At 35.3% G+C, this 11,805-nt stretch carries 13 protein-coding genes; 6 read left to right on the top strand and 7 right to left on the bottom strand.

Translation table 11 applies throughout. The annotated features are described in order from the left end of the window. Positions 1–53 precede the first annotated feature (53 nt). From surE to ACOX6R_RS05230, 7 genes are all read right to left on the bottom strand, one after another. Positions 54–803: a 5'/3'-nucleotidase SurE gene (gene surE, locus ACOX6R_RS05260; protein WP_433448005.1), complete on the bottom strand. Its 750-nt coding sequence runs from the start codon at positions 801–803 to the stop codon at positions 54–56. A 9-nt stretch (positions 804–812) separates the two neighbouring features. Beyond that, positions 813–1,598 carry an MBL fold metallo-hydrolase gene (locus tag ACOX6R_RS05255; protein WP_433448003.1) on the bottom strand — a complete coding sequence of 262 codons (786 nt, stop codon included), beginning with the start codon at positions 1,596–1,598 and terminating at the stop codon, positions 813–815. An 87-nt stretch (positions 1,599–1,685) separates the two neighbouring features. Next, positions 1,686–2,534: a hypothetical protein gene (locus ACOX6R_RS05250; RefSeq protein ID WP_433448000.1), complete on the bottom strand. Its 849-nt coding sequence runs from the start codon at positions 2,532–2,534 to the stop codon at positions 1,686–1,688. After that, positions 2,521–3,867, bottom strand: a complete 1,347-nt coding sequence (locus ACOX6R_RS05245) for a hypothetical protein (RefSeq protein ID WP_433447998.1) — start codon at positions 3,865–3,867, stop codon at positions 2,521–2,523. Before ACOX6R_RS05245 ends, ACOX6R_RS05250 begins: the two co-directional genes overlap by 14 nt. Continuing rightward, on the bottom strand, positions 3,860–5,650 hold the full coding sequence (locus tag ACOX6R_RS05240) for an ATP-binding protein (protein ID WP_433447995.1): 1,791 nt from the start codon (positions 5,648–5,650) through the stop codon (positions 3,860–3,862). Before ACOX6R_RS05240 ends, ACOX6R_RS05245 begins: the two co-directional genes overlap by 8 nt. After that, positions 5,650–6,351 carry a response regulator gene (locus ACOX6R_RS05235; protein ID WP_433447992.1) on the bottom strand — a complete coding sequence of 234 codons (702 nt, stop codon included), beginning with the start codon at positions 6,349–6,351 and terminating at the stop codon, positions 5,650–5,652. The genes ACOX6R_RS05240 and ACOX6R_RS05235 overlap by 1 nt, the downstream gene beginning before the upstream one ends. Before the next feature lie 16 nt (positions 6,352–6,367). After that, positions 6,368–6,853, bottom strand: coding sequence for an Lrp/AsnC family transcriptional regulator (locus tag ACOX6R_RS05230; RefSeq protein WP_433447990.1), 486 nt, complete (start codon positions 6,851–6,853; stop codon positions 6,368–6,370). A 190-nt stretch (positions 6,854–7,043) separates the two neighbouring features. Here ACOX6R_RS05230 and ACOX6R_RS05225 point away from each other — a divergent pair, with 190 nt between their 5' ends. The 6 genes from ACOX6R_RS05225 to ACOX6R_RS05200 all read left to right on the top strand — a co-directional run. Next, positions 7,044–7,604: a GNAT family N-acetyltransferase gene (locus ACOX6R_RS05225; protein WP_433447988.1), complete on the top strand. Its 561-nt coding sequence runs from the start codon at positions 7,044–7,046 to the stop codon at positions 7,602–7,604. Positions 7,605–7,617: 13 nt separating this feature from the next. Beyond that, complete coding sequence (locus ACOX6R_RS05220; RefSeq protein WP_433447986.1) at positions 7,618–8,634, top strand: DnaD domain-containing protein; 1,017 nt, start codon at positions 7,618–7,620, stop codon at positions 8,632–8,634. Beyond that, positions 8,609–9,568, top strand: a complete 960-nt coding sequence (locus ACOX6R_RS05215) for an ATP-binding protein (protein ID WP_433447983.1) — start codon at positions 8,609–8,611, stop codon at positions 9,566–9,568. Before ACOX6R_RS05220 ends, ACOX6R_RS05215 begins: the two co-directional genes overlap by 26 nt. Positions 9,569–9,577: 9 nt before the next feature. Then, positions 9,578–10,774, top strand: a complete 1,197-nt coding sequence (locus tag ACOX6R_RS05210; protein ID WP_433447980.1) for a pyridoxal phosphate-dependent aminotransferase — start codon at positions 9,578–9,580, stop codon at positions 10,772–10,774. Continuing rightward, complete coding sequence (locus ACOX6R_RS05205; RefSeq protein WP_433447978.1) at positions 10,767–11,048, top strand: hypothetical protein; 282 nt, start codon at positions 10,767–10,769, stop codon at positions 11,046–11,048. The genes ACOX6R_RS05210 and ACOX6R_RS05205 overlap by 8 nt, the downstream gene beginning before the upstream one ends. 104 nt (positions 11,049–11,152) lie before the next feature. Next, on the top strand, positions 11,153–11,805 hold a 653-nt coding region (locus ACOX6R_RS05200), incomplete at its 3' end, for a magnesium transporter (RefSeq protein WP_433447976.1).

Here is an 11,805-nt window from a genome sequence, read left to right as displayed (position 1 = left end):
CCACTAAAAAATCCCCTACACGTGTAGGGGACTTATCTTAATATTTTTATTCATCATTCATCTAGCAAGTCTTTTAATTCGTTTATTAGTGTTGTGTTCGTAACGTCATATAATAGTGGGCTTACTGTTGCGTAGTTTTCTTGCAAGTAGTTTATGTCGGACTCTTGGTCTTTTGCTGCTTCTGGGAATCCCTTAAGCTTCATGTTATATCCTTCGCCTTCTTCTGTTATGTCGTATATACTCATTACGTCTTTTCCGACTTTACATACTTTTACGCCCTTTAGGTTTTCGTATTCTGAGAAAGGCACGTTTATGTTTAGAACTTGAACTGTTGTTAGGTTATCTAATTTGTCGAACACTTCAAGTGCTACTCTTGCTGCTGCTTCGTATTTTGAGTGACCCTTCTTCCACTGTGCTGATACTGCTATTGCTGGTATTCCAAATAGGTTTGCTTCTATTGCGGCTGATACTGTTCCTGAGTATAGTACATTTGTTGCTGCGTTATAGCCTGAGTTTATTCCTGAAAAGCAAAAGTCTATCTTCTCGTCGATTAAATGCACGGCAGCTCTTACGCAGTCTGCTGGTGTTCCGTAAACTGATAGACACTCTGCTCCTTTAAGTCCGTCGAGTTCTACTTTTTGTACCATTAGTGGATTTTTAAATGTTATGGCATGTGATTTGCCAGAGTTTTCTACATTTGGAGCTGCTACTATTACTTCGTGGCCTGCTTCTATTAATGCTTTTGCTAGTACTTCTATTCCTTCTGCGTTTATGCCATCGTCGTTTGTTACAAGTATATTCATTTATCCTCCTTAAATTTCGTATACTGTTGATGGGACATGTCTTGGTGCCACATCGATTGTATAGTCATTTTCTTCTTCTTTAAAGTTTTGAGATAAAATTCCTTTAATAGTACTTAGTGCTAAATCAGGTAAGTTGTTGTCCGATGATAGGTGAGCTAGAAGCACTTTCTCCTTCTTTTTTTGAAGAAGTTTTTCCAAGACTTCGGCTGCGTTTTCGTTAGAGAGGTGACCTTTTGTGGATAGTATTCTCTGTTTTGTCGCCCACGGATATGTTCCGTTTATTAGCATATCTACGTCGTGGTTTGATTCGAGATAGTAAAATTCTGACTCGCTCATTTTTTCCATGGCCTCTGTGTTAATCCAACCTGTGTCTGTCAAGATGGAAATTTTTTTGTCTCCAATTACTACAAAGCCACATCCGTTTGCACAGTCGTGAAATGTTGAGATTGGATTAATGTGCAAGTCCTTAAATTGAAATGGTCTCTCGTTTTCGAAAATAAAGGTGTTTTTGGGATCGAGCTCTTTTACTGTAGGTGCCATGCTACTAAAAGTTTCTGCGTTTGCAAATACTTTTAAATCATGCCTTCTTGACAAAACTCCCACACCCTTGCAGTGGTCGATGTGTTCATGTGTGACAAAAATTGCATCTAAACTTTTTGGGTCGACTCCAATTTCTTTTAGATTTTGTTCTATCTTCTTCCCTGATAGGCCCGCATCTATTAATATTTTTGTATTTTTATATTCAATGTATTGGCAGTTTCCGCTTGATCCACTTGCCAAAGAACTAAATTTCATAAAAAACCTCCATGTTTATTTTAACATAGAGGATTTTTTTTGTTAAGGCTTATGCATTTGTTTTGCTGATTATTGATTTTAAATATTTTAGTAATTGTCAACTACGACAAAGTCGCCGTCTGAGTATTCTATCTTCCACGCCGGTATGGCACGTCCCTTTACAGCCCTCGTTATGTCTTCGATGTAGCCTTGGTCCTCGGGATTAAAGTAGAAGCATGGCGAAATTTTTGTAATTGTTTTTCCGTAGGCATCTTCTGTGTCCGCAAGGGATAAAAGCGCCTCTGATGCAGGGGATAGATATATTTCTGTGTCCGATTTATCTATTACATTTAGCCAAAGTCTATCCATGGATGCAACTCCACGCTCATCTATTATGAAGTTTGTGTAAGATGATTCAAGTGCCAAGTTTTCAAATCTTTTGGTGTAGTTTAGGATATATTTTCCGTCTTCAACTGCGAAGTAAGATAGAGCCATATTCCTCATGTCGTACTTTCTCCTAGTCATAAATTCTTCTACAATCCCCTGAACTTCGTCTAAGTTTCTGAGTTCATAGGTTTTTTTAAATTTTCTGTTTTCGTAATATATTCTCTTGTTGTTTACAAGGTTTATATATTCGTCTTTGTAGGAGATTTCTGTCCTGTCTGTTGAAGGCCTTTTGATTTTACCCTTGCCACCGAAGTAGGTGCTATTTAGTTCTTCTGCATCAGATGTTTGAAGTTCTACAAGAACTGATGGCAGAAGCATTCCCTTTTTTGGAATGTCAGTGTCAATTTTTATTTTGTCATCTTTTAATAGACTTATGACATTATTTCTAAACTGTTTCGTCTCGGACTCGTCGCGAAACCTTATGTTATTGTAATTTAAATAGAAGAACAGCAATATATTTGCCATCAAAAGAGCTATTATTAATATTTTTTTAGACCTATTCCAATCCATTTACGCTCATCTCTAACTTTCCATTTGTGATATTAAAATAATATTTTCTGTCGCCAACTATTATTTCGTAGGCGAGCATTGGCCTTTTGCCAATATTATTTTTGTCATTTAAATAGACTATGTTAACTGAATTTATTTTTGAGATCTTGTCTTTTAAGTTTTCTCCCTCAAATAGTCTAAAGTTTTTGTAAACAACTCTGTCAATGCTCTTTAAATATATTTCTTCCTGTTCATAACTTGGGTCGTCAACTTTTCTGATGTAGTATTCTCTGTAGCTCTTTACATTGTCTGAGAAAACATCTATCTCGATAAATGAATTATCCTCTGATGATAGAACAAGTGGCACTGCGCCGTCTTTTAAGTTGAAGTAGAAGGAGTAGCCCTTGTTGGTACTTAAATCAATTGGCTCAATCTTCTCAAGATATATTCCGCCGCTTATGCCCGTCTTTGTAGATATAAATTCGATTGCGGTGTTAAGGGATTTATATAGGTTTCTGTCTTCAACAGAGAAGTTTGAATTATTTGAGTACTCGATTACATTTTCTGAAAGTGAGAGGTACTCATTTTCATATACGAAGGTGTCCTTGTCATACTCTGTGATCTCTCTGATGTAGTCTATTGGCACATTTAAAAATCTCTCGGCAAGGTTAATCTTTTCGCTGTCAAGAAGATCAGTTAAGCCAGATTTGTAATTTACTTTTTGAAAATTCATCGTGTCGTTTTTTGGGATGAATATATCTTTTTTTATTTCGTAGGCTTCGTTAAAATTCTCTGCCAAAAATCCATCTTTTTTGCCAGCATCCAGTATATTTTTTATGTCAATGTCAGTCTTTATGTCCTCAATTTTATAAAAATTGTGTCCGCCTGCGACGTATATATTGTTGTTACTATCTATATATATTGAGTCCACGCTTAGATTAATGTCACTCGTTCCGCCCTCGTCGCCAATTGAGTTTACAAAAATTGATCCAGAAAGGGGAGAGTTAAACTTAAATACGACGGACTTTTTGTTCAATAGATTTAGATAGTCGTCGACAGAAATTATTTTTAAGTTTTCGACTCTAACTTGCTTTAGGGCTTCTGAAATGTTTTTTATGTTTTCACTCCAGAACTTTCTCGTGTCCAAAAGCACATAGTGCTCGCCTCTTCCTAGGTTTGTTATAATTTTTTGCGGCATTAGCACCTCAGTCATCATGTTTGTCGTGTTGGTGCTACTCATGAAGTTTTCTTTTTTGCTGCCGAAGCTCATCCAAATAAATTTGGACTGGAACAGAAGCAGTATGAACAAAAATACGATTAGCCCCGTTGAGAGTGCTGAATTTTTTTTATTCATCGTCTTCACCTGCCGGGAAGAAGAGTTTTACCTCTGTGCCTTCGTGAAAGACTGAATTAATTTCAATCTTTCCGCCGAAGCTTTCTATCATTTCCTTTGCAATGGAAAGGCCAAGTCCCGTTCCGCCCATGAGCCTGCTTCTGCCCTTTTCAACTCTATAAAAACGCTCTGTAATTCTACTCATGTCCTCTTTTGGAATTCCAATTCCATTGTCACACACGTCAATTTCTACAAAGTCGCCTGAATTTTTGGCAGATATTTCAATTCTTCCGTTTTCGTTTGTGTATTTGCAGGCGTTTGAGATAATATTTGTAAGGATTTGGTCGGCGCCGTTTCTGTCGGCCCTTATGTCCTTAATGTCCATTGGTATGTCAAAAATTATCTTGTGATTTTTATTTTGAATTAAAATTGACTGCGACTCAATTGCCTCGTCAATAAATTCGTAAGTGTCAAAGCGAGTGTAATTTAAATCGCCCTTGTTGTAGTCGATGTTTGAAAGTGAGAGAAGGTCTGTTACAATTCTTGACATTCTCGTGTTTTCTCTGTCGATTACTTTTAAGAATTTCTTCTCAGATTCTCTGTCAAGCTCTGTCTCAAGAAGTGTCTCAGTATAGGACTTTATAGTCGTTATAGGAGTCTTAAGCTCGTGACTTACATTTGCGACAAATTCTTTTCGCATAATATCAAGCATGTGCTCCTTGTTTACGTCTTGGAAAACTATGATAAGACCTGAGTTCATGTTGTTTTCAGATTTATAGGGCGCAAACTTTACTTTATAAAATTTATTTCCAATTTTTGTAAGTTCTTCGCCCCTTAAACTTTCTTCGTCGTTGTAGTCGATGTTTTCAAGACTTATACTCTTAAGGTTAATCTGCCTACTTACGTCCTTATCTGAAATATTTAGAAGTTTTTTGGCAATGGAGTTTGAGTGAACGAGTCTATTTTCTCTATCTATTGCAATAACTCCCTCTGCCATGTAATTAAAAATAGTATCGAGCTTTGACTTTTCAAGGTCCATCTGATCGATTGTCTCGGCAAGTTCCTTAGTTAGATAATTAAACATGGTTGCAAGCTTACCAATTTCGTCGTCGCTTTTAACATCAACGGTCTGTTTAAAGTCCCCAAGTGCCATCTTGCGCGCCTTTTTAGTCAAGTCGCGAATTGGAACTGTGATTGAGTTTGAGATAAAGTAACCTAAAATTGATGTGATTATTAAAGAGATTATTGTCGCATTTGTTATGATTACCTTGGACTCGTCAATAACTGTGTAAATTGAATTTAAATCGCGAGTCATATAGATAATGCTTTCGATTTTTCCCTCTTCAGATAAAATTGGTCTTACGATGTGCTTTTCGACGGAGCCTTCGTTAATTGACATTACGATTTTTTCTTCAATCTTGCCGCTAGCTCCATCCATTATGAGCTTTGGCTCAAGTCCTCTTACTGAATAGGCCCTCTTTATCTCTGTATCTTTTAATTCTCTAGTCGATGCCAAAACTCTCGGGATTTTGTCTATTGAAATTATATAAACAGATTCATCACTGGAAATACCCCAGTCTTTCAAAGTCTTGTCGAGCTGGGGTAGTGAATCATCCATATTATCTTTTAAAATTGCTGTAGTCGTTGTTGCCACAGTGTCCATTGTCTTTACCATGGAGTCCGTTGCATTTTCTACTTGAATCTTCTCGAGTCTATCGACGATAAAAGTTGCAACGATTGACATTGCAATTGCAACTAGGACTACATAGATTAAAATAAATCTATACTTAATTGATTGAAACATTATTCTTTGACCTCAGAATCATCAAAATAATATCCGACGCCTCTTTTTGTCTTGATGTATTTAAATTCTTTGTCCTTGTCCTCTATTTTTTCACGAAGGCGCCTTACAGTCACATCTACAGTTCTGATGTCGCCGTAATATTCGTATTCCCAAACTTTTTCCAAGAGCTCTTCTCTTGAAAAAACTTCTCCAGGTGACTCGGCAAGATACTTTAGAAGTTCAAACTCGCGAAGAGTAAGCTCAAGCTTTTCTCCTCTTTTTCTAACTTCGTATTTAACAAGATCAATCTCAAGGTCCTTTGCCTTCATAATCTCTTTTTCTTCTTTTTTATCAACGGAGTCACTTCTTCTTATTACAGCCTTTACTCTTGCCATAAGCTCTCTCATAGAAAAAGGTTTAACGACATAATCGTCTGCACCAAGCTCAAGTCCCAAGACTTTATCCACTTCATCTTCGCGAGCGGTAAGCATTATTACGGCAATATTTGAAAATTTTCTAATTTCTCTTAGCGTTTCAAAACCATTTAATTTTGGCATCATTATATCTAGAAGCATTAGCACATAGTCGTTTTTTTCTACTAATTTAATTGCTTCCATACCATTGTCAGCTGTGTCTACAAGATAGCCTTCCTTCTCAAAATTAAATTTAATAATTTCAGAAATGGCTACCTCGTCGTCGACAACTAATATTCTATCCTCCATTAAATCATTCCTTTATCTATTTATCTTCTATTCTAGTAAAAATCTCGTTGTTTCCTTTTTCGGAATAAAGTATCAAAAGAGTCTTAGTATCTACAATTCCATCTATAGTTAAAATCATATCATAAAATCTTGTAAGGTCGCTAGTATTTAGAGTTTTTATCCTAAGCATTATACATTGTTCGCCAGTAACTCTATAGCATTCAAAAATTTTAAAGTTTTCATCTTTAATTTGCATAATTGCAGATATAAGTCTTTCAAAGTCATTAGTGCTAACCTTTGCAAGCACAAAAGTATCCACATTGTAGCCAATCTTTTGCCAATCTATTAAAACTTTATATCCCTTAATATATCCTGCCTCTTCCATCTTATAAATTCTTCTGTGGATGGCAGGTCTTGTTAGATTTAAGTGTTTTGAAATTTCTTCGTGGCTCATTCTGCCATTTTCCTGTAAAAGTTCCAGAATTTTAATATCAATTTCATCTAAATTTACATTTTTCTTCATAAAATCTCCCCATATATACTTACTTAATGATTTAAAATAATTTAAAGGTTTACTTTATTTTATCATATATCCGAAATAATTAAACAACCGAAAAGAATATTTTTCCAAAATTCAAAAAATTTATCCCTTTATCACCTAAAAATCTTTAAGAGTCTTTTGTTATAGTATATAATTAAGACTGGAGGCTTTTATGGAAAATTCAAAAGTGATAGATTATAGAGCTTTAAAATTAGAAGATGTCTATACATTTAAAAACTGGGGAAAGCATGACTCCATACTTTACCTGGATTATAATTTCTGTGAAGATTCTAAAGAAGAGATGAAAGAGTGGTACGACTGGAAGACGTCTAGTCCACTTTCAAAATATTTTGCCGTTATGCTAAATGACAAAGTAATTGGATTTGTCTCAATAAAAAAAGTAAACAGAATAAATAAATCTGGCACCCTTGGAATAGTTCTTGATCCAAATTACATCAACATGGGAATCGGAGAGTCCATTTTAAAAAAATTCTTTAAGGACTTAAAAGATGTGGGATTTAGAAAAATAATTCTATATGTGGCAGCATTTAACAAGAGGGCAATAAATCTATACACGAAGCTTGGATTTAGAAAAGTTTCCAAAAAGCTAATGCCCTTTACAAATGGAAAACTATCTGAAGATGACCCTGAATTTATAGAAAACAGGGACTCTTTTAAAATTATTTTAAATAAACCATTTTTTTATGCATACAAGATGAAACTTTATTTATAGAAAAGGTGAATCAATGTTTAAAGTTCAAAACAACAAATATGATTTAGGAGATACGCAAATTCCAAATATATTTTTAAATGACTTTATGCCCGGCGCCAACGGCGACTTTGTGAAGGTATATCTTCTAGGTTATAAATTTGCACGCGAAAATAGAGGCGATATAAGTAACGAAAACATCGCAGACTTCTTGGGGATACTTGAGTCCGACGTATTAAGGGCTTGGCAGTATTGGAAGAAGATGGGCATAGTTAATATTGACGAAAAAAACAATGTGGAGTTTGTCGATCTAAAAGAGCTCTACATAACAAATGTCTACAATCTTAAAAAAGAAAAGAAGAAGGAGAAAGGTTACTCTCAAGTTGTAGAAAATCCAACTATTGCGAATCTATTGACTCGAGTGGAATTTTTGATGAGAGAGCCAATACCTCCAATGAAAAAGCTAGATATTGCAAACTGGATTACCGCATACAATATGCCGGCAGAACTAATCGAAGAGGCGTTCTTCTACGCAACTGAAGTAAAGGGAATTTACAAAATAAATTATGTGGAGCAAATCGTAAGAAACTGGGCACAGGATAATGTTCGCACTATGGAAGATATTGAAAAATCCTACATGGAGCACGACATAAAGTACATGAGATATGCAAAAGTTATGCGCTACATTGGACTTTCCAAAAAGCAGTTTACACAAGTTGACTTTAACATCGTAAACTCTTGGTTCGATGAGTTCGGTTACGACTTTGATGTGGTTCTTGCCGCCTGCAACAGGACCAGCAAAATTCAAAATCCAAATGTAAACTATGTCGATGCAATTTTAAGAAATTGGAAGAAGCTTGGCATAAATTCTGTAGAAGAAATTGAAGAAAAAGATAAACAGAAGAGAAAGAGAAAGCCAACAGCATTCCACAACTTTAAGCAAATAACAGACTCATACACAGATGATGAACTTGAAGATGTGGCGATGAAAAAACAAAGAGAAGGCTTTAAAAAACTAGGTGTTGATTATGGAACTTCAGGCGAAGATAAGTAAGTATTACGACGATATAAATCGCAAAAATAAAATATTGGAAGAAAAAAGACGCGAAGAGATCTACGAAAAAATTCCTGAGATAAAAGAAATTGATGCACTGATCCGAAACATTGCCCTAAAGGCGAGCATGGAGCAGATTAAAAATCCATCGGAAGAAAAGTCCATTGAACATTCTGAGGAGATTTATAATCTTAAAATGGAAAAAGTAAAGCTGCTTGAAAAAAACGGCTATCCAAAAGATTATTTAGAAGAAATCTATAACTGCGAAATTTGTAAAGACACGGGATTTACTGAAGACGGCAAAAAGTGCAGGTGTCTAAAAAAGCAAATCGTCGAAGAGCTCTATGACATGAGCTCCATTGCATATGTCCTAAATAAGGAGAACTTCGACACCTTCGACTTAAATGTTTTTTCGGACAAAACTTATGAGAAGTTTGAAATGTCTCCAAAAGAAAACATGGCAAGGATTCTAAAGATTGCAAAAAAATACATCGAAACTTTTGATAAAGATAACGACCTCAATCTACTTTTTTGGGGTCCAACAGGTCAGGGCAAAACTTTTTTATTAAACTGCATTGCCAAGGAATTAATCGATAGAGACAAAATTGTCATCTATCAGACAGCCTACGAAATTGTAAAGACCTTAGAAGACAGGAAATTTCGCAACAAGGGCGACGAAGAAAAATACAATTTATACTTTGAATCTGACCTTTTAATCGTCGATGATTTAGGGATAGAGCTCGTTACAAGCTTTACAAATTCAGAAATTTTTAATATTATTAATACAAGACTTTTGCGTGGCAAAAAAACACTTATTTCGACAAATTTATCTCCGAAAGAACTATCGAATACTTATACAGACAGAGTTTTCTCCAGGGTATTCCAGAAGTTCGTTCCGATCAGATTTTTTGGTGAAGATTTAAGATGGCAATAGGGGGAAAAAATGAAAATATCACAAAGAGTAGAAAGAGTTGAGTATTCGGCAATCAGGAAGTTAAGTCCAATAGCTAAAAGGGCCGAAGAAGCAGGCAAAAAAATATACCATTTAAACATCGGAGCACCAGATATTGATGTGCCCGATATTTATTTTGATACATTTAAAAATATAGAAAGAGGTGCGCTTCCTTATGCACCTTCAGAGGGAATTAAGGAGCTTAGAGAGGCAATATCAAAATATTACAAAGATAGAAATATAAATTACGCACCTGATGAGATAATCATAACAAGCGGAGCCAGCGAAGCTCTACTTTTTGCAGTAGAGGCTGTTGCAGACTATAACGACGAGATTATAACGACAGATCCTTTCTATACAAATTACAACACAGTTTTTCAACAACTAAATGTAAATATAGAAACATTTAAGACAAAACCTGAGACTGGGTTTGCAATTCCAGATAAAGAGACGATAGAAAAGGCTGTGACAGATAAGTCCGTTGCAGTTTTAATCTCAAACCCAACTAACCCGACAGGTGCAATGTATTCAAGAGAAGAACTAGAAAGAATATGCGAAGTTGCAATTGAAAATGACTTGTTTATAATTGCAGATGAAGTTTATAGAGAATTTATCTACGACGGCAACGAGTTTGTATCCTTTGGAGAACTTCCTGGAATCGAGGATAGACTTATTCTTGTGGACTCAATTTCAAAGAGATTTGCTGCATGTGGTGCAAGAATTGGATCAATTGCATCAAAGAATAAAGAATTTATGGCTGCAATGGATAAGCTTACTACATCAAGACTTGCTGTTGCCACTCTTGAACAAGTTGCTGCAGCTAAATTATATGAAGAAACTGACGAATATTTTAAAAAGGTTAATGAAGAGTATCAAAAAAGACGTGACACAATTTATGAAGAGCTAAATAAAATTCCTGGAGTTAGCGTTGAAAAACCAAGAGGCGCCTTCTACATCATGCCGACTCTTCCAGTGGAAGACTCTGAAGACTTTGCAAAGTGGCTTCTTGAGAGCTTCGATGTGGACGGTGAGACAATAATGGTTGCGCCTGCAAATGGATTTTTCAAGAATCCAGAAGATGGAAAGAGCATGGTTAGACTTGCATTTATTTTAAATAACGACAAGATTAAAAAGAGCATGCGAATTCTAAAAGAGGGGCTTAAGGAGTATAATTTGCGAAATGAATAGAGAGAAGATTGCAAAGATTCTTGAGAAGATTTTGATTTTTCTTGTAACTGTTATAATGGTGCTAGTTCTTATTAATCAGTATATAAGAACGTCACAGGGTGCTCGTAACCCGGCTCTTATAACGGCACAGATATATCTTATAATTATTGCTGCAATTGTTGCACTAATTATGAGTCTTATGGAGAAGAACAAATCTCTTACTATAGTCTTAATTGTAATGTATGTATTGGCGGCAGGACTTTACTATATTTTTAAAGGAGCGGGCAGAATTTAGTTTATAAATATTCTATATAAGTGTTATAATAACAAATGTACAGGGCTTACAGTTTTTCTGTAAACCCTTTTTTAAGCCTATTTTTTTATAAAGGAGGAAATTTTATGAACATAGTAGATGAAGAGAAATATCTCTTAAGGTTAATCGAAACTAAAGACTTACTAACCTTAAAAGAAGAAGTATCAACATTAAATGAAGCGGACCTAGCAGAAATACTTGAAGAGTTCGATGATAGAGAAACCCTTCTTGTGTTTAGAATGCTACCTAAAGAATTATCGATAGAAGTATTTAGTCATATGACCTCCTCGCAAAGAAAAAAGTTAGTTGGTTCAATGACTGACAAGGAGCTCGATGCAATAATAAAGGAGCTTTACTTTGATGATAGAATAGACTTTTTAGAAGAGATGCCAGCAACTCTTGTAACTCGTATTATTGGCAATGCGCCAGCTGAAGAAAGAAAACTTATAAATCAATTCTTGCAATACCCTGAAAACTCAGCCGGCTCAATAATGACAATAGAGTATGTTGCTCTAAGGCCTGAGATGACAGTAGAAGAAGCTCTACAATACATCAAAAAGGTTGGCATGAACAAGGAGACTATCTATACATGTTATGTAAAAGATAAGTACCAAAAACTTTTAGGATTTATTTCCCTAAGAGAGCTAGTAATTAGCGATAAAGATTTAATTATAGAAGATATCATGCTAGAAGATGTGGTGTATGTAGAAACTCTTGATGACCAAGAAGAAGTTGCCGA

The organism is Peptoniphilus sp., from assembly GCF_050943655.1.
Lineage (GTDB): Bacteria > Bacillota > Clostridia > Tissierellales > Peptoniphilaceae > Peptoniphilus_A.
This window is presented reverse-complemented; position numbering and strand designations above follow the sequence as displayed.

Coding starts and splice junctions, on each gene's coding strand:
- ACOX6R_RS05205 (WP_433447978.1), top strand. CDS start 10,767: ATGAATAGAGAGAAGATTGCAAAGATTCTTGAGAAGATTTTGATTTTT.
- ACOX6R_RS05225 (WP_433447988.1), top strand. CDS start 7,044: ATGGAAAATTCAAAAGTGATAGATTATAGAGCTTTAAAATTAGAAGAT.
- ACOX6R_RS05210 (WP_433447980.1), top strand. CDS start 9,578: ATGAAAATATCACAAAGAGTAGAAAGAGTTGAGTATTCGGCAATCAGG.
- ACOX6R_RS05215 (WP_433447983.1), top strand. CDS start 8,609: ATGGAACTTCAGGCGAAGATAAGTAAGTATTACGACGATATAAATCGC.
- ACOX6R_RS05220 (WP_433447986.1), top strand. CDS start 7,618: ATGTTTAAAGTTCAAAACAACAAATATGATTTAGGAGATACGCAAATT.
- ACOX6R_RS05240 (WP_433447995.1), bottom strand. CDS start 5,650: ATGTTTCAATCAATTAAGTATAGATTTATTTTAATCTATGTAGTCCTA.
- ACOX6R_RS05250 (WP_433448000.1), bottom strand. CDS start 2,534: ATGGATTGGAATAGGTCTAAAAAAATATTAATAATAGCTCTTTTGATG.
- ACOX6R_RS05245 (WP_433447998.1), bottom strand. CDS start 3,867: ATGAATAAAAAAAATTCAGCACTCTCAACGGGGCTAATCGTATTTTTG.
- ACOX6R_RS05235 (WP_433447992.1), bottom strand. CDS start 6,351: ATGGAGGATAGAATATTAGTTGTCGACGACGAGGTAGCCATTTCTGAA.
- ACOX6R_RS05255 (WP_433448003.1), bottom strand. CDS start 1,598: ATGAAATTTAGTTCTTTGGCAAGTGGATCAAGCGGAAACTGCCAATAC.
- ACOX6R_RS05230 (WP_433447990.1), bottom strand. CDS start 6,853: ATGAAGAAAAATGTAAATTTAGATGAAATTGATATTAAAATTCTGGAA.
- surE (WP_433448005.1), bottom strand. CDS start 803: ATGAATATACTTGTAACAAACGACGATGGCATAAACGCAGAAGGAATA.